Below are 16,661 nucleotides of genomic sequence, written 5' to 3'. Positions count from 1 at the left end.
TGGCGATTTCGAAAATTGTGGTGATCTAACAACAGTTACTCTCCAACTAATGCGTCGTATTCGGTCGATGAAAGAAGGTCTGGCAAAGAGGTATAACGAATTTTTATCAACCATCCATCCCCAAATGGATCTTGATTTACCTGATCGGGTGCTTGGTCAAGTGCGCCGTTGACCTCGGTTATCTCGCCGTCCATTGGTGCGTAGAGTTCGCCAACTGACTTGGTGGACTCAATCTCGCCACAAATCTTCATGTGAGCGGCGACGCTACCGACCTTTGGAAGGTCCACGTAGACGATTTCTCCAAGCGCGTCAGCTGCATACTTGGTGATTCCGACGGTGGCGATATCGTCCTGGATAAGGATCCACTCGTGTTCCTTGGTGTATTTCAAGTTCTCAGGATTTGCCATGTTCTTATTTACCTTCCGCGCTTATAAAACGGTAACTCAACTACTTTGTAAAAAATTCTCGTTCCACGAACATCTGCCTCTACTTCAGAGCCAATCTCCAAACCGGCATCGGCGTTTAGGAGCGCCAACGCGATTGGCACCTGCAAGGTTGGCGACAACACTCCAGAAGTAACCATTCCGATTGAATCAGTTCCGCCCGGCAAGAAGATCTCGTAGTCGGCTCTTGCAGCCCTGCGGCCATCACCCTGAAGGCCAAAGAGTTTTTGTTTGGGAGACTTTCGTTGCTCAAGGGCCTCTTTGCCGACGAAGCTTGGCTTATCAAAACGTATTACCTTGCCGAGATTTGCGGCAAAGGGCGTGAGGTCTTTATTTAGCTCGTGACCATAAAGTGGCATGCCGGCTTCAAGCCTGAGAGTGTCCCTGCAGGCTAGGCCGCAGGGCGATACCCCTTCTTGTGAAAGCAATAATTGCCAGACACCGCTTGGGTCTCCTTCAACAAAGATTTCAAAGCCGTCTTCGCCGGTGTAACCGGTTCGGGCTAGAAAAACATCTTTGCCATCCAGTACCGCACTTGCAATCGAGTAATACTTCAGAACAGTAAGGTCGACATCAACAAGTGTCCCGAGTATCTCTTTTGTTTTTGGGCCTTGCATTGCGATCAGTGACCAGCGGCCAGATTCGTCAGCGACTCTGGTGTCTGGAAAGTTTTCTAGGCGATTTTTTAGCGCCTCAACTACTTGGTGCTGGTTGCCAGCATTGGCAACGATCATGAACTCATCATCATCGAGGCGATAAACAATCAGGTCATCAATGATGCCGCCCTGATCGTCACAGATCATGGTGTATTTCGCGCGGCCGTTCTCGATTTCAGACAGCTTGGAAATTAGCGCGTAATCAAGAAATTCTTCGGCTTGGCCGGTCACTCTGATTTCTGCCATGTGGCTGATATCAAAAAGGCCACAGCTATTTCTGACACTATGGTGCTCGTCGATGTCTGAGCCGTATCGCACGGGCATCTCCCAGCCACCGAACTCGGTAAAGCTGGCTCCCAGCTTGTCATGCTCAGGTTTCAGAAGTGTATTCAGCACATAAAAAGAATAGTCACTATTTTGAAACTAAATTCAGTCTTGACCGAGGTTTCCAGTCAGCTGACCGTGAAGGCGCTCGCTGGCCTTGTTCATGCCCTTGATGTAGACGTTTTTATTCATGTTTTCGTACTTAGTTGTGATCGAATCCAGGGCCGCAATTGTCGATGCATCCCAGATATGTGAATCGGTGACATCAATGACAATTTCATCAGGGTCATCGGAGTACTCAAACAACGTAGTTAGGTCGTTGCTCGAGGCAAAGAACAGCTCGCCTTCAACCGTGTAATAAGCCACGGACACTTCATCATCTCCACCAACGGTTCTGGTGACCGAAGCGAAGTGGGCAACTCGTCTAGCGAATGCAATCATGGCAACAACCACTCCGACTATCACGCCTATTGCAAGGTTGTGAGTCCAGACCACAACTGCAACGGTTGCCAGCATGACTGCAGTTTCGCTCACTGGCATCCGCTTTAGCGTGCTGGGCTGAACACTGTGCCAATTGAAGGTTCCAAAGGCAACCATCAACATAACCGCTACCAGAGCAGCCATCGGAATCTGAGCCACTATGTCTCCGAGGCTCACCACCAAGATCAACAGGAACACACCTGCTAAGAAAGTCGAGATTCTGGTTCTGGCGCCGGATGCCTTGACGTTGATCATCGTTTGACCGATCATTGCGCAACCGCCCATTCCACCAAAGAAGCCCGAAAGAATGTTCCCAACACCCTGAGCCAGCGACTCCCTAGTCTTCTGGCTGTGAGTGTCGGTAATCTCATCAACCAACTTTGCAGTCATCAAAGACTCCAGTAAGCCAACCAAAGCCATGGCAAGTGCGTAAGGGGCAATGATGTTGAATGTCTCAAGAGTCAGTGGCACGTTTGGTGTCAATAGTTCAGGCAATGATTGAGGTAATTCACCCTCGTCGCCAACGGTAGGAACCGTGATCGCCATGATCAAAACCATTGCGCTTACAAGAACAATTGCAACCAGTGGCGCTGGGATCACCTTGGTGAGACGAGGCATGCCGATCATTACAAGTAGGCCGAGGGCCACCAACCAATACACCGCGAATGGCACGCCAATTAGGTGCGGCAGCTGAGCCATGAAAATCAAGATTGCAAGAGCATTTACGAACCCGAGCATCACACTTCGTGGGATAAAGCGCATGAGCTTCGCGGCTCCAAGAGCTGCTAGCACCAGTTGAAACACCCCACCCAAGATGACGGTTGCAAGCAAGTAGTCGAGTCCGTAATCTCTGGCAACTGGGGCGATCACCAGCGCAATTGCGCCGGTAGCAGCTGAAATCATTGCCGGCCTACCACCAAGAATCGAAGTTGTGATTGCCATTACGAAGCTAGAAAATAGTCCGACCCTTGGGTCGACGCCAGCCAAGATGCTGAAGCTAATTGCCTCTGGGATTAGCGCGAGTGCAACCACTAAGCCAGCCAGGGATTCTCTAAGCAGCAGCTTTGGGCTTCTCAGGGCCTCTCGAACGGTTGGACGTGGACGATAGCGAGGATCGGTACGCGACAAAAGCGCACCTAGCTTTGTTTTTAAATAGTTCAAATTCTTGGCTTCTTTGGTTGCCGGACAGGGGTGGGCGCGTAAATCTGCGCCTCGAATAACTGCCAGTCTACGTTAGATGGCTCCCAGACGGCTAGAGAGCTCTTCATACTTGGTGGAAGTTTCACTAACTATTTGATGTGGCAACACTGGCGGAGCGGTTTTTAGATCCCAGTTTTCTTTGAGCCAGTCTCTAACACCTTGCTTGTCAAAGCTTTGGTCCCTTACTCCCTGAATCCAAAGTTCCTGGTCCCAATATCTAGAACTGTCGGGTGTCAGAACCTCATCGCCGAGAGTAAGAACGTTGGTTTTTGGGTCATTGCCAAATTCGAACTTGGTGTCGGCAAGAATCAGCCCAGACTCACCGGCTACCTGGCTTGCTCCTTCGAAGATTTTTAGGCTGGTCTCGCGCAGTTTTTCGGCAATTTCTTGGCCCACCAGCCTGATCGTCTCTTCGAAATTTATGTTCTGATCTTTTTCACCGAGCTCGGCTTTGAAGGCGGGTGTAAAAATTGGCTCCGGCAGCTTGTCACCAAATTGGAGACCGGCCGGGAGCTTGACATCGCAGATTGCGCCGGTTTCTAAATACTCGCTCCAGCCAGAGCCAGAAATGTATCCCCGGACTACGCACTCAACCGGATACATGTCCAAGCGCTTGGCAATCATCGCCCGGTCTTTTACGACTTCTGGAACTGCTAGTTCGTCGCTTCTGTGGTTTGCGACATCGAGCCGGTCAAACCAAAAGTTGGTGAGCCTGGTTAGGTTCTCGCCTTTGCCTGGAATCTGGGGCGAGTGGACAGTGTCAAAAGCGCTGATGCGATCGCTTGCAACCACGAGGACCAGGTGTTGGAACTCCGGTGCCTCTGGGGTGTAAAGATCTCGGACTTTGCCCGAGTAAAGATGACTAAAGCCTGGAATCTCCATTTAACCGGCAGCTTTCGCTTCAAGCTTTAGCGCAATGTCGGTGCGGAAGTGCGAGCCTTCAAGCTTGATTCTGGACATGCCCTCGTAGGCAAGTGCCCTAGCTTCTGGAAATGAATCGGCAAGGCCAACAACCGAAAGCACTCTTCCGGTGTCACCGGCTTTACAGATTTCAACATCGTCCATGCTTTCGGCACTTTCAATGCCGCTGACTTCACGAACCTGTGCGGTTGTCGTTGGGTATCCCTCGGAGGCTAGGACAACCGTTACCGCTACCTTTTCTGAAAACTCAGCTACCGGCCCAACATCTAGTTTGCCGCTGGCAGCACTCATCAGTAACTCAGCAAGATTTGTTGTCAGCCTTGCCAGCACAACTTGAGTCTCCGGGTCACCAAATCGAGCGTTGTATTCAATGACCCTGATTCCGCGGTCCGTAATTATCAGTCCGCAGTAGAGCAGGCCAATAAATTCGGCGTCAAGCTTTTTTAGTTCATTGATTGTGGGCTGAGCAATTCTTTTTGTGACTTCCTCGACGAAGCCCTCGGGAAGCCAAGGAAGAGGTGAGTAGGCGCCCATGCCGCCGGTGTTTGGGCCCTCATCGTTATCGAATGCACGCTTGTAATCCTGGGCAGGACTAAGTGGCATGACGGTCTTGCCGTCGGATAGGAAAAACAGGCTTACCTCTTCGCCCTCCAAAAACTCCTCGACTAAAACGCCCTCGTCCAAAAACTTAGCTGCGTGATCAAGGGCTTCTTGTTTTTCTGAAGTGACAATGACGCCTTTTCCTGCCGCAAGTCCGTCGGCCTTAATTACATAAGGGGCGCCAAACTGGTCCATTGCGACTTGTACTTCAGACATTGTGTCGCAGCGTCTGGACATTCCGGTTGGGATGTCCTGAGCGGCCATTACTTCTTTGGCAAACTGCTTGCTGCCCTCTAGGGCAGCAGCCTTTTGATTAGGCCCAAAAACTGGAATTCCTTGGGTTCGAAGTGCATCTGCCACTCCCGCAACCAGCGGGGCTTCTGGCCCAATAATGGCCAAGTCAACTGCTTCTTCGAGGGCAATTCTCGTCACAGCAAGCTTGTCGCAGGCATCATCAAGGGCTCGAACCTCGACCTGTTTGGCTATGTATTTGTTTCCTGGAGCACAGACGATGTCGTTGGCATGGGTGCCGGTTCTGATAAGCGCCTTGATAATCGCGTGCTCTCGTGCACCGGAACCTACGACCAAAATCCTCATTTGCAAGAGTTTACCAATTCGAGTAAGTCCGGCCACACTCGCCATAATTGTCAGATGGCAGGAAAACAGATTTCGCAATCCGATGGGCAGGCTGCAATGGCCGATCTTTCGGAACAGCTGCCAACTGCAGTTCGATACTTGCTGCAGCAGATTGAAAAAAACCATCGCGGTGGAACGGTTGAATTACGAGTGCCACCATTTGGGGCAGTTCAATGCATCGAGGGCATGAATCACCGCAGGGGCACCCCACCAAATGTTGTGGAGCTTAGCCCAGAGGCCTTTATCGCACTTTGCTCGGGCGACATGACTTTTGACGAGGCTAGAACGAAGCCTGGCTGCCATTTCTCCGGCGAAAAAACAGGTGAGCTTGCAAGGGTTTTTCCATTCAAAAGTTAGCCGTTTCGTTCTGATTCGGTAGCGAGCGGCAATTGCGTGATTATATTGAGCCGTGGCCAAAAAAAATCAAGACAACTCCGAGGAAGTAGAAATCCGTCGCGCGCCTAAGGTTCTAGCCTTCGCGCTAACAGGTGCAGTGCTTGGGGTTTTGCTGGCTTTTGGTTTGAACCTGCTTATTCCTGATGCCACTAGATCTAATGCGAATGTTCTTGGCTTGTTGCTGGTGGCTCTTGGAAGCCTCGGGCTTGGTCTAGGTGTTGTGTTTGCAATTGCCTTTGACCTAATTTCCTCGCGTCGCACCAAACGAGCAGTAGTCAACAGAGTGAGTCAGTGATGCGCGGTGACGGAAAACTAAACCACGACATTCTCCCCGGCGAGAAGGGCCCGCAGGATCAGTGCGGAGTTTTTGGAGTCTGGGCGCCTGGCGAAGAAGTTTCTAAACTTACTTATTTTGGTCTTTACGCACTTCAGCACCGAGGTCAAGAGTCTGCCGGCATTGCGACTTCAACCGGCGAAAACATTTTGGTTTATAAAGACATGGGGCTGGTCTCACAGGTTTTCAACGAGGCGGCACTGGAATCCCTGAAGGGCCACATTGCCGTCGGCCACACTCGTTACTCAACCACCGGGGCTTCGCATTGGAGAAATGCTCAGCCAACCTTAGGTAGGACTGCCTACGGCACTGTCGCACTTGGCCACAACGGGAACCTAACCAACACCGCTGAGTTACTGGAACTCCTCGATGAGCGCTACCCGAACCACGAATCAGAACTTCGTGGGGGGAATACCACTGACACCGCTGTGCTGACCGCGCTTCTAACTGGAAACCCGGATAGTTCGCTTGAGCAAACTGCGATTGAGCTACTACCAAAAGTCAAGGGCGCTTACTGCTTGGTGTTCATGGATGAATCAACTTTGTATGCGGCAAGAGACCCGCAAGGCGTTAGGCCGCTTGTTCTTGGGCGGCTGGAGCGTGGCTGGGTAGTTGCATCCGAGTCGGCTGCACTCGATATCGTTGGAGCTTCTTACGTTCGCGAGGTTGAACCTGGCGAATTGATTGCAATCGACGAAAGCGGACTCCGTTCTTCTAAGTTTGCCGAGGAAAAAAGAGCCGGCTGCGTGTTTGAGTATGTGTATCTAGCCAGACCCGACACGGCTATCAGTGGACGTGTGGTCTACGAGGCAAGAGTTGAAATGGGTAGAACCTTAGCCAAGGAACATCCAGTCGAGGCCGACTTGGTGATGCCGACTCCAGAGTCCGGAACACCGGCCGCCATTGGCTACAGCGAACAGTCTGGTATTCCTTTTGGGCATGGACTAGTAAAGAACGCTTACGTCGGTAGAACCTTCATCGAGCCCTCCCAGACAATTCGCCAATTAGGTATCAGGCTGAAACTTAATCCGCTCAAGGCGGTAATTGCGGGCAAGCGCCTAATTGTGGTTGATGATTCGATTGTTAGAGGTAATACCCAGCGCGCTCTAGTGAAGATGTTGAAAGAAGCGGGAGCCGCCGAGGTTCACGTTCGTATTTCTAGCCCGCCAATCACCTGGCCATGTTTTTACGGCATTGATTTTGCATCGAGAGCCGAATTGCTAGCTTCTGGTCTTGCCATGGAGGACATCAGGCAATCAATCGGAGCTGATTCGCTTGGCTACCTTTCCAAAGACGGCATGGTCGAAGCTACCAACCAGCCCGAGGAAAAGCTCTGCACCGCATGTTTCACCGGTAAATATCCAATAGAGCTCCCCGCCGCAGATCGTTTGGGCAAGAACTTGTTGGAACGCTCAGTTGCAACCATCGAGGCAGAGGGGCACGTGCACAAGTCATGACCAATCCCTATGCAGCCTCTGGAGTTGACACTGAAGCCGGTGACAAAGCCGTAGAGCTTATGAAACAGGCTGTTTCTGCCACCCACAACAATTTAGTTTTAGGTGGATTTGGCGGCTTTGCCGGCATGATCGACGCCAGCATCTTGAAATCCTACGACCACCCAATTCTTGCAACCTCCACCGATGGCGTTGGCACAAAAGTTGCTATCGCGCAGGCAATGGATAAGCACGACACCATTGGCCAGGACTTAGTCGGCATGGTTGTTGACGACATCGTGGTAACCGGCGCTCGCAGTTTGTTTATGACCGATTACATAGCCTGCGGTCAATTGGAGCCGGCTCGAATAGCAGACATTGTCAGAGGTATCGCTAAGGCCTGTAAGGCTGTGGATGTGGCCCTAGTTGGCGGTGAAACGGCCGAACACCCTGGGCTTTTAGAGCCAAATGAGTATGACGTGGCGGGGGCCGCAGTCGGAGTCGTTGAAAAGGACAAGATTCTCTCGAGCGAAAAAGTCCAAGTTGGAGATGTTGTTTTAGGGCTGCAATCATCAGGTTTGCACTCAAATGGCTACTCATTGGTTCGAAAGATTGTTGCTGATAACAACTGGCAATACACCGATCTGATTGCGGAGTTTGGAAGAACCTTAGGCGAGGAGCTTCTAGAGCCAACTGCCCTCTACACCGGAGTTCTAAACAAGCTTCTTCAAGATGTTCGTTACCAAAATAAGTTTTCAACCATGAGTCACATCACCGGGGGCGGCATTGCGGCAAACCTGTCTAGGGTTTTACCTGCTCATGTGTCCTTGGATGTTCAACGTTCCACCTGGCAGCCACAACCGGTCTTCCAGGTTCTTGCCGAATCAGCAGGTATTGAACTGTTCGACTTGGAGTCAACTTGGAACCTAGGTCTTGGCTTTGCGATTGTGGTTCGTGAGGACAGTGCTTCCGCAATCATGGGAAGCCTGAGAGAGCTTGGAGTCTCAAGCTGGCAACTAGGTGTCATAGAGCGAAAGCCCGAAAACGCAGAATCAAAGGGCTACTTGTCTTCAGCCAAGGGCACGCATGGCGGCTCGGTTCGACTAGTTGGGGAGTATGCCAAATAAACAAACTGCCGTTGTCGCGGTAATTGGCTTGCTGTTGGCTTCGGCCGCATTTGTTATTGGCCTGATAACCGGGGCAAGTAATGCTTCAGTTTCAAGCGTTCTTGATTCTCCAAACGAGCTTTGCTTCATTGATACCAGCCCCGATCAGTTCTCCGAAAAGCATGCCGAGACCAAGTTGGCCGGTTGTCAGGTAATTGGGATGAGCAAGCAGGAGGCAATTGCTTATCTGGAAAATGCGGACTTGACGGTTCGAATTGCCTCTGAAGATGGTGAAAGTTTCGCAATGACCGAGGACTACTCGGATTCTAGAATCAATCTGGAGATCTTAGTTGGGCTGGTTGTTGCTGCAACTGCTTGGTAGCTAGGCAGGCTCTTCTTCGGTTTCTTCATCGTCATACAGGTCAGCCCATTTGTCCTCATATTGAGGTTCGCCCTCTGGTGCGTGACTGAGTTCTGCTTCAAGCGCAGAGTAGTCGGTTGCCGGGCTGTAGTACTTAAGCTCTCTGGCAACCTTGGTGTTCTTAGCTTTTTGACGGCCACGCCCCATGGCGAGCCCCCTTTTTCTCTAACTAATCTGGGTAAAACCGCTACCCAGGAAACCTGTGGGAATCTATGCTCAAATTCTAACAGGGCTAAGTGAACCTCAAAGCCAGTGTGAGGGTAAGTAGTGGAACAACTATGCTGATCGCTCCGGTCAAGAGCATTTGGGCTATTCGGCCGCGATGGTAAAAATCGAAGCCAGCTCTAGCTATGCCTGAGAAGGTAGATAGGCCGCCAGCTAGTCCAACAATGCCGATCACCAGGTAATCCTGTCCGAGGTTTCCCGCGTGAATGTAACCAACCAAGGCCGCTGCCACGGCATTTGTGAGAAAGAGGCCAAAGGGCAATACTCCGGCCCACCGAATCATGAATACCCGTGCGATGCTTCCTAAGCCACCAAAAACACCGATCAAAAGCGTCAACAAGATCGGGTTACTCATTTTGCGTCAGCCCTTTGCTGAATTCTTCTGCCGAGGTGCCAGCCGGCACCGTAGCTAGCAATTCCACCAGACATCATCGCGAAAATCTCCCATGTCAGCCCGTTTATATCCGCAAATAGCGTCACCGCGCTCATGGTAGTAAACCCACCGGCGAAGCCGTAGGCCCACAGCCACTTGCACCACAAGGTTTGGAAGTAGGGAAGCCTTGCGGTTAGACCCAAAAAGTGAGCCCCAAGAAGGTTGATTGTGGTCAGTGCTATCAACTCACCGGTAGGAAATTCAGCGGTAACAGAAATCGCTTCCGATAGAAAATACCGAAGCATTGTTCCCAGGGCGCCTCCAATGAAGACGTACCCAGCCATTCTCCAGTTTTCAGTCACAACCCAAGCCTAGCCAATGAAAAACGCTCCAGTTATGCCAGCGGCACCTTTGATTTTCTTCCAAGCTGGAAGGTTGACAGGAAGCCTAAGAACAAGAACAACCCTGCCGCCCAAGCAGCCAAGTGAACACCCTCTGTGAAGGCCTCACCGGACTGATAAACGACTTCGTCGACTACCTCTTGGGAAACCTGCTGAGGAAGAAGTATTTCATCGAGTACCGGGATTGCTCCTCCGGCAGAGTCAACGACAAGTTCAATAACCTGCGTCTGCTGCTGGGCAGTCAAACCGGTGTCCTGCAACCTGGTTTCCAAGTTTCCTTGAACCCCGGTGAACAGCATCGATCCAAGGACTGCGATACCCAGGGCGGAACCAACCTGACGGACAGTCGATTGTGATCCGGATCCCTGGCCGTTTTGCTCCATTGGGACATCCTGCATAACAACTCCGGTTAGTTGGGCCGTAGCCAAACCAATACCGATTCCATAAATAAACAGCAGCGGAGCAACCGCGACCCAGCCGCTTTCGGTGCTGGCCAGAAGTGCGATGCCGATTACGGCTACTAACTCAAGCAGTACACCAGCCTGGACGGCTCTTGCCGGCGGTAATTTGCCGCTCATTGCGCCACCGATGGCACTTGCCAAGAAGGCGCCTCCTGCAAGCCAGAGCAAAACCAAACCTGAACTGACTGGGGAGAGACCGAGAACGTTTTGCAGCCAAAGTGGCAGCGCGAACAAGATTCCGAACTCACCCATCGAGATGATTCCGGCTGCGATAGAGCCGTTTCTAAATGAAGTAATTGAAAATAGACCGAGATCCAGGATCACGTTTTTGTGGGCCTTTTCCTGTCTGATTTCCCAGCGCACAAAAGCCACGCTCGCAATTATCGAGATAGCAAGCGCCACTGGAATAACCGAAATTGAGTCCGCTGGCCACATAAAGTCACCGAGACTAAATTGCTTTTCAGTCTGTGTCCACCAGCCGTAGATGCGCCCTTCAATAAGCCCAAAGACCAGAGTCGAGAACATGACCACGGAGATAACTGCTCCGATCCAGTCGATGCCACCGGCACGCTGCGGAGACTTTGATTCTGGCACTAGCCAAAGAAGCCCGGCCAAAATAATGATTCCAAGTGGCAGGTTAATCATGAACGCCCAGCGCCAAGTAAAGTCTGTTGCCAGCCAGCCACCAAGTACCGGACCAACGGCCACCATGCCACCGATGGTTGATCCCCAAATCCCAAAGGCAATGCCGCGTTCGCGGCCCTGGAAGTTCGCATTGACTAGCGAAAGTGTTGTTGGGAGCACCATCGCTCCACCGACACCTTGAACAACCCTTGCCAAGATCAACTCGGTTGAAGACTCGGTCAGACCAGCCCAAACCGAAGCGATGATGAAGACCACGATTCCAAGGTTCAGAATTCGCTTTCTGCCGAAGCGGTCCGCAAGTGATCCAAAGACTAACAGCAAGGAGGCAAAGACCAAGATGTAGCTTTCTTGAACCCACTGAACCTCAGTGGATGACAAGTCAAGTTCTTCGATTATGGCCGGGAAAATTGTGTTGACGATGGTTCCGTCAATGATCACCAGGGAAATGGCCATTGAAATAAACACAAGGCCGATCCATCGTTTGCGCGAGGAGGTTTGCGATGCCATGTTGCTCATTTCTATTTTATTAACCGATTGCAAGGAGCGCACATGCCCCAAGCGCCAAAACTATTCCTGCCCCCTGGGATAAGGCAATTCGTTCTTTTAGAAACACCCGTGCTAACAATATCGTTCCCACCGGGTAAAGAGCTGTTAGCACCGCGGCAACTGCGAGAGCGCCGGATCTTGTGGCAATCAAGAAAGTCACGTTACCCAAAACATCGCCAAGCCCTGCTAGCAACAACAGGCCGGCTAATTTGTAGTCAACGATTCTTTCTATGAAGGCCTTCTTTGGTGCTCTAACCCAAAGCACAAAAAGACCGCCAATCAGGAGCACTAGTCCAACTGCTTTCATGACAACCAAGACTGCAAGCCCCGAATCGGCAGCGGCAGAATCAAGGAACAAGAAGATCCCCGAAAAACCGAGCCCAGCACCAACCGAATAGGCAAGAGCTAGCGGAGAGGGAAGTGTCACATTCTGGCCCGGCACAAAACCGACTAAAACAACGGCGATCAGAATTAGCACCACCGCGATAACCACGAAGTTAGACAGCTCTTGCCCAGATGCAACATCTACTAGGACTGGGATGATCGCTGAAATAACCGCCGTCAGCGGGCTCACGATGGAGATCGGACCAATTGCGAGACCTGCGTATAGGCAGCTAAGTGCAACGGCTGCCGCTATGCCGGCTAGAGCGCCAGCTTGAATTGTTTGGGCTGAATAATCAGCACCTATGAAAAGACTGAAAATTATTGCGAGAACTAGACCGACGCTAAAAGAGTATGTGGTTGCGGCAACCGCACGAATTCGTTTTGCTGCGAGAGCCCCAACAAAATCTGCGTAACCATAAGAAAAGGCGGACAGTAGGCCAAAAATGATGGTCACTATCCGCCTTCTTCCAATGTGGCTCCGACCGGCGTCGATCCGGTGACCTAACGATTTTCAGTCGTTCGCTCTACCAACTGAGCTACAGAGCCGTGGGGTAATACCCCACCATTCGCACTAGGCGAAGCGACCCTGACGAGACTTGAACTCGCGACCTCCGCCGTGACAGGGCGGCGCGCTAACCAACTGCGCTACAGGGTCAAATGGTGCTAATGACATCGCCTGGTGACCCCAACGGGATTCGAACCCGTGCTACCGCCGTGAAAGGGCAGCGTCCTAGGCCGCTAAACGATGGGGCCATGAAGTTGGCAACTTCAAAAGCACCGAGGTAAACATTACTGGTCAAATAGCCAGTTGGCAACACACAGAAAACCTTCAGTCATTAGTTGAGCCTTTCAGTTACCCTAATTGCCCGGAGGTATTTTGAAATTAGGTCGTAAACAAGTAGTCGCAGCTCTCGCTGGAGTGGGCATTTTGCTCACCAGCGTCCTGCTAGCGCCCGCCTATGCCGTGCCCAGTTATCCCACCGCCGCCGAGGTTGCAGCAGCAAAAGCAAGCGTCCAGGAAAAACAAAAAATGGTCGAGCGCATTGAGGGCATTCTGGAAACCATTCGGATTGAGGCAGACGCTCTTGAAGTAGTCGCTCTTCAAAAAAACGAAGAGTACAACCAGGCGGTTGAAGCAGTCGCACAGATGTCCGCCAAGGTTGACGGACTACAGTCCAAGGTCGAGCTGGCAGCAACAGAAGCCGAAGACGCGAAGATCCAACTGGCGCAAATAGTCGGCAAGATGTATCGCGATCAAGCAAGTGGAAACACGACCCTAGAGTTATTTTTTAATCCTGGAAACGCAGAAGATTTGCTTTATCAGCTGACAATGCAAGACATGCTTGCTCAGCGGACCGGCGCAATCTACGAGGCAGCAATCGATAAGCAGACTCAAGCCAAATCATTGGCTGAGGAGCTATCCAGCGCGAAGGAAGAATTGCAGGGCTTCGAAGTCGAAGCCGAAAAGATATTTGCTGAAGCCAAAGCGGCGGCAGACGCAGTTATCGCCAAGGTAAAAGAATCTGAGCGCCAGCGCGCCAACATGATGAGCCAATTAGCGACCCTGAAAGACACCGCAGACGATGTTGAGCGCCAGCGCATCGAGGGCCTAGAGGCCGAGCGCAGGCAAAACCTAGTGAAGTCCGCACCGACTGCCCCAGAGCTTTACAGCGTCGCTGAGCCAGATTGGTCAAAGGTGGAAACCGCGATTTCCTTCGCCAATGAACAGCTCGGCGAAAGATATGTTCTTGGAGGCTCTGGCCCGAATGTTTGGGACTGCTCCGGAATCACGATGAAGGCTTACTCGGCGGCTGGAGTTTATATCGGCTGGCACTCAGCCACCGCTCAATACAACGTGTTGGCAAGTGCGAAAAGGCTGGTCCCGTTTCAGGACGTCCAGCGCGGAGATCTAATTTGGTGGAGCAAAGAAACAGCATTTTCCGGTGACAAGTACCACGTCGCCATCTACCTGGGTGACGGCATGATGCTGGAAGCTCCAAACCCAGCCAGAACCGTGAGAATTGTTCCGGTTCGCTACGGTGAAATTTGGCCATATGCCGGAAGGCCAACTGCCTAGGGCAACACCGAATTTTTTGGGCTGCTAGACCGCAGAGCCTTGATATCAAGCCGCAGCGTAAGAGCCATGTGCGGCACTGTCAGTGCCCAAATCACAACCAGCAAATACCACAGCAGGTCTTGCCCAAACTCAAAGCCTTGAACTAAACCGAGCACCACGGTAAAAGCGATCACTATGAATAGCGCCGGCACACCGGCCCAGATTGCCCTTCCAAGCGCGGCCATTGGCCTGCCCAGCTCGTGCAGTTTGGTTGATGTCTGAATTTCAAGAGAGAGTCTCCCGGTGTGACGAAGCGCGTGCCAAAAGCCAAAGTAAAACGCAAATGCGACTAGCGGCGGAGCCACCAGTGCCAAAACCAAAAGCAGGCTTAGGTCAATCGCTTCTTGATGTCTTTTCTTGACCAGCATCCAAATGATGCTTGCTAGCGAAATGGTCACCATGCCGGAAAAAAGTAACGGTGCTATTGAGCCCGCCCAATTCACCAAGATGGGATTTACCTCATTCAGTGCCGCAGCGCTCTCCGAATTCGACAGTGGAATAATCACCGGCGTGAAACCCGACGCAATTATGTAGGGCAGTTTGGGAAACTTCGATTTGTTTCGCTGCCTTGTATCTAGTTCAGAAATAAAGGCGGCATCCCCGATGCCGAAGTGAATCGCGCTCATCAACACAATGAGCTGAAAGCCTAAAAGATTGGCGCTGAGAATCGCCCAGATAGCAATGCCAACGACGCTTAGGTAGCCAATCAAGAAAAGCGCCATTCTGCCGCTTGCAAACTTGGGAACGGAAATGATGTGATCCACAGCACCGTGCGGAATTCCAACCGTGAGAGCTACTAGGGCAAGTACCACTTGCCAGCCAATTGGCAGTCCGCCAAGGGCTAGAAATATGAGCGAGGTAAGAATGCCAAACAAAATGCAGTAGCGTGAGAAAGCCCTGAGGTTTTTCAAAAGTCTTATCTCGGAAGTCACCATTATTGGAAGCCTAGTGCTGGAGGGAAGACCAAAGTTGTTTGGAGAATGGTCCTACCTGGCAATGCTCGGGTTCGTAGTTCTGGCTTCGTTTTGGCTGGAATTTGCATTTCGACTCCGTGTGCTTCGGGACCCCATGAGGCTCCTAAAAACCATCACCCTTGTAGCACCCGTGTTTGTACTTTGGGACGCTTTCGCCATTGCAAACCGCCACTGGTTTTTTTCAGAGGAGCTCACTCTTGGTATTTTTGGGCCCTTTGGGATTCCCCTTGAAGAGTATGGATTTTTCATCATCATTCCGATTGCTGGCATCTTGACCTTGGAAGGGGTAACAAACTTCTTTCCCACGGTTAAAAGTTGGATTGCCCGCGTCAGAAGGGTCAAAAAATGATCACCTATTCGTTGCTGGCAGGAATTGCAGTGATCGTGGTGTTTGTCTTTGGCATAGCCGTTATGAAATCCGGCCTTATTTCAAGACCGCAATTTTGGATTTCGTGGGCCATCATCAGTTTCTTTCAGCTACTAACCAACGGCTATTTGACCAGCCAAAAAATCGTCACATACAACTCTGAAGCGATTACCGGGACCAGAATCGCTTACGCGCCAATTGAAGATCTCTTTTTTGGATTCGCACTCGTCACATTGACGATGCTGATTTGGGAATGGGTTGGGCCGACCCCGAAATCTCCCAAAAGGCGTTAGGTGCACCACCGCGCTGACAAAGGTTTACTCAGAGTTGTTAGCCCGCAAGTGTGCCTGGATCGCTTTGCGGAGCGAATCTTTGTCAGGGCTGCCAGCTATCTTTTGGCCATCGCGGTAAATACGACAAGCCAGGTTTGAGGTTGGTTCCGTTCCTGGAACAGCGTCAAGTCCCTCGATTAGGACAGTGGGTGACCCCGCGAATCGGTGCTTAGCGGCCTCTGCTGGAGAGCGAATTAGGGTCGAAGTTATCAAGATATGGCCAAGGCTCAGTTCTTCCAGTACCTCCGCCAGGGAAGCCATAGCATCCTCGAGGTTCGGGCACTCATCGATGTGAAGTACTTCGATTTGCATCTGAGAACCCTTCTGCGGGGAAGTTACTGGAACCTACGTCCCAAAAATCTGTATTGCTAGCCCTTGTAGTTTGCGTAGGCGGCGTCGATGACCTTTTGGGTTGCATCTTTGTCCGCCCAGCCTTGAATCTTTACCCACTTGCCGGGCTCTAGATCTTTGTAGTGGGTGAAAAAGTGCTCAATTTCATTTTTGGTCTGAGAAGGAACATCGCTTAGATCCTGAATGTGGTCCCAACGAGGATCTTTGGCAGGAACGCAAATTATTTTTTCGTCAACTCCGCCATCGTCTTCCATCACCAGCATGCCCACGGCGCGAACTTTCACGCCAACACCCGGAAACAGTGGGAACTCAAGCAAAACCAATGCATCTAGTGGGTCTCCGTCGCCGCCAAGGGTGTTTTCGAAGAAGCCATAGTCGGTCGGATAGACAAACGGGGTGAACAAAACTCGGTCTAGATAGACACGACCAGTTTCGTGGTCGACCTCATATTTGTTTCTGGAACCGCGTGGAATCTCAATAACTACGTCGTATGACAAGGCTTCTCCTCAATAGGCTTAGCTAAAAGATTAGCGAAT

General features: G+C 51.4%; 21 protein-coding genes and 3 tRNA genes. 8 read left to right on the top strand and 16 right to left on the bottom strand.

The window, feature by feature from the left end:
* Nucleotides 1-35: 35 nt before the first annotated feature.
* The 5 genes from gcvH to purD form a co-directional block, all read right to left on the bottom strand.
* Nucleotides 36-407: a glycine cleavage system protein GcvH gene (gene gcvH / locus IMCC13023_RS06675; RefSeq protein WP_007542619.1), complete on the bottom strand. Its 372-nt coding sequence runs from the start codon at nucleotides 405-407 to the stop codon at nucleotides 36-38.
* 8 nt (nucleotides 408-415) lie between these two features.
* Complete coding sequence (gene gcvT / locus IMCC13023_RS06670) at nucleotides 416-1,495, bottom strand: glycine cleavage system aminomethyltransferase GcvT (RefSeq protein WP_050816782.1); 1,080 nt, start codon at nucleotides 1,493-1,495, stop codon at nucleotides 416-418.
* Between the two features lie 33 nt (nucleotides 1,496-1,528).
* Nucleotides 1,529-3,031, bottom strand: coding sequence for a SulP family inorganic anion transporter (locus IMCC13023_RS06665; protein WP_040325582.1), 1,503 nt, complete (start codon nucleotides 3,029-3,031; stop codon nucleotides 1,529-1,531).
* 105 nt (nucleotides 3,032-3,136) lie between these two features.
* A complete protein-coding gene (locus IMCC13023_RS06660) occupies nucleotides 3,137-3,985 on the bottom strand; it encodes a phosphoribosylaminoimidazolesuccinocarboxamide synthase (RefSeq protein ID WP_007542613.1) in 849 nt (282 codons plus the stop codon).
* The gene (gene purD / locus IMCC13023_RS06655; protein ID WP_040325581.1) at nucleotides 3,986-5,221 is read right to left on the bottom strand and encodes a phosphoribosylamine--glycine ligase; all 1,236 of its coding nucleotides are present in this window, start codon (nucleotides 5,219-5,221) and stop codon (nucleotides 3,986-3,988) included.
* 54 nt (nucleotides 5,222-5,275) lie between these two features.
* Between purD and IMCC13023_RS07335 the strand changes: the two genes are divergently transcribed.
* Genes IMCC13023_RS07335 through IMCC13023_RS06630 form a run of 5 tightly spaced genes read left to right on the top strand, consistent with a single transcriptional unit; the run spans nucleotide 5,276 to nucleotide 8,911 of the window.
* Nucleotides 5,276-5,617, top strand: a complete 342-nt coding sequence (locus IMCC13023_RS07335; protein WP_007542610.1) for a sterol carrier family protein — start codon at nucleotides 5,276-5,278, stop codon at nucleotides 5,615-5,617.
* Nucleotides 5,618-5,669: 52 nt separating this feature from the next.
* Nucleotides 5,670-5,951 carry a hypothetical protein gene (locus tag IMCC13023_RS06645; protein WP_007542608.1) on the top strand — a complete coding sequence of 94 codons (282 nt, stop codon included), beginning with the start codon at nucleotides 5,670-5,672 and terminating at the stop codon, nucleotides 5,949-5,951.
* Entirely contained in the window at nucleotides 5,951-7,447 is a 1,497-nt protein-coding gene (gene purF, locus IMCC13023_RS06640; protein WP_007542606.1) for an amidophosphoribosyltransferase, read from the top strand. Before IMCC13023_RS06645 ends, purF begins: the two co-directional genes overlap by 1 nt.
* Nucleotides 7,444-8,550, top strand: coding sequence for a phosphoribosylformylglycinamidine cyclo-ligase (gene purM / locus IMCC13023_RS06635; protein WP_007542604.1), 1,107 nt, complete (start codon nucleotides 7,444-7,446; stop codon nucleotides 8,548-8,550). Before purF ends, purM begins: the two co-directional genes overlap by 4 nt.
* Complete coding sequence (locus IMCC13023_RS06630; protein WP_007542602.1) at nucleotides 8,540-8,911, top strand: hypothetical protein; 372 nt, start codon at nucleotides 8,540-8,542, stop codon at nucleotides 8,909-8,911. Before purM ends, IMCC13023_RS06630 begins: the two co-directional genes overlap by 11 nt.
* Here the strand turns inward: IMCC13023_RS06630 and IMCC13023_RS06625 are convergent, their stop codons facing one another.
* The 8 genes from IMCC13023_RS06625 to IMCC13023_RS06590 all read right to left on the bottom strand — a co-directional run bounded on the left by IMCC13023_RS06625 (nucleotide 8,912) and on the right by IMCC13023_RS06590 (nucleotide 12,738).
* On the bottom strand, nucleotides 8,912-9,097 hold the full coding sequence (locus IMCC13023_RS06625; protein ID WP_007542600.1) for a DUF3073 domain-containing protein: 186 nt from the start codon (nucleotides 9,095-9,097) through the stop codon (nucleotides 8,912-8,914).
* A gap of 85 nt (nucleotides 9,098-9,182) precedes the next feature.
* A complete protein-coding gene (locus tag IMCC13023_RS06620; RefSeq protein ID WP_007542598.1) occupies nucleotides 9,183-9,530 on the bottom strand; it encodes a FluC/FEX family fluoride channel in 348 nt (115 codons plus the stop codon).
* Nucleotides 9,527-9,910 (bottom strand): CrcB family protein, encoded by a 384-nt coding sequence (locus tag IMCC13023_RS06615; RefSeq protein WP_007542596.1) that lies wholly within the window; start codon nucleotides 9,908-9,910, stop codon nucleotides 9,527-9,529. Before IMCC13023_RS06615 ends, IMCC13023_RS06620 begins: the two co-directional genes overlap by 4 nt.
* A 32-nt stretch (nucleotides 9,911-9,942) precedes the next feature.
* Nucleotides 9,943-11,562 (bottom strand): MFS transporter, encoded by a 1,620-nt coding sequence (locus IMCC13023_RS06610; protein WP_040325539.1) that lies wholly within the window; start codon nucleotides 11,560-11,562, stop codon nucleotides 9,943-9,945.
* A 19-nt stretch (nucleotides 11,563-11,581) separates the two neighbouring features.
* Entirely contained in the window at nucleotides 11,582-12,439 is an 858-nt protein-coding gene (locus tag IMCC13023_RS06605; protein ID WP_007542592.1) for an EamA family transporter, read from the bottom strand.
* 19 nt (nucleotides 12,440-12,458) lie between these two features.
* Nucleotides 12,459-12,531 (bottom strand) — tRNA-Phe (locus tag IMCC13023_RS06600).
* 35 nt (nucleotides 12,532-12,566) lie between these two features.
* Nucleotides 12,567-12,640: transfer RNA gene (locus IMCC13023_RS06595), tRNA-Asp, on the bottom strand.
* A 22-nt stretch (nucleotides 12,641-12,662) separates the two neighbouring features.
* A tRNA-Glu gene (locus IMCC13023_RS06590) sits at nucleotides 12,663-12,738 on the bottom strand.
* A gap of 124 nt (nucleotides 12,739-12,862) precedes the next feature.
* Between IMCC13023_RS06590 and IMCC13023_RS06585 the strand changes: the two genes are divergently transcribed.
* Entirely contained in the window at nucleotides 12,863-14,062 is a 1,200-nt protein-coding gene (locus IMCC13023_RS06585; RefSeq protein ID WP_040325538.1) for a C40 family peptidase, read from the top strand.
* Here the strand turns inward: IMCC13023_RS06585 and IMCC13023_RS06580 are convergent.
* On the bottom strand, nucleotides 14,059-15,036 hold the full coding sequence (locus IMCC13023_RS06580; protein WP_007542589.1) for a Brp/Blh family beta-carotene 15,15'-dioxygenase: 978 nt from the start codon (nucleotides 15,034-15,036) through the stop codon (nucleotides 14,059-14,061). The two genes, IMCC13023_RS06585 and IMCC13023_RS06580, sit on opposite strands and share 4 nt — an antisense overlap.
* A 13-nt stretch (nucleotides 15,037-15,049) precedes the next feature.
* Here IMCC13023_RS06580 and IMCC13023_RS06575 point away from each other — a divergent pair, with 13 nt between their 5' ends.
* On the top strand, nucleotides 15,050-15,424 hold the full coding sequence (locus IMCC13023_RS06575) for a lycopene cyclase domain-containing protein (RefSeq protein ID WP_007542586.1): 375 nt from the start codon (nucleotides 15,050-15,052) through the stop codon (nucleotides 15,422-15,424).
* Nucleotides 15,421-15,735, top strand: coding sequence for a lycopene cyclase domain-containing protein (locus IMCC13023_RS06570; RefSeq protein WP_007542583.1), 315 nt, complete (start codon nucleotides 15,421-15,423; stop codon nucleotides 15,733-15,735). Before IMCC13023_RS06575 ends, IMCC13023_RS06570 begins: the two co-directional genes overlap by 4 nt.
* A gap of 24 nt (nucleotides 15,736-15,759) precedes the next feature.
* Here IMCC13023_RS06570 and IMCC13023_RS06565 read toward each other — a convergent pair whose 3' ends face one another.
* A complete protein-coding gene (locus IMCC13023_RS06565) occupies nucleotides 15,760-16,086 on the bottom strand; it encodes a DF family (seleno)protein (protein WP_007542581.1) in 327 nt (108 codons plus the stop codon).
* Between the two features lie 56 nt (nucleotides 16,087-16,142).
* Nucleotides 16,143-16,622: an inorganic diphosphatase gene (locus IMCC13023_RS06560; RefSeq protein ID WP_007542579.1), complete on the bottom strand. Its 480-nt coding sequence runs from the start codon at nucleotides 16,620-16,622 to the stop codon at nucleotides 16,143-16,145.
* Nucleotides 16,623-16,661 lie beyond the last annotated feature (39 nt).

Source organism: Candidatus Aquiluna sp. IMCC13023, from assembly GCF_000257665.1.
GTDB lineage: Bacteria > Actinomycetota > Actinomycetes > Actinomycetales > Microbacteriaceae > Aquiluna.
The sequence above is the reverse complement of the archived record's forward strand: the minus strand, read 5'-3'. Positions and strand labels throughout refer to the sequence as shown.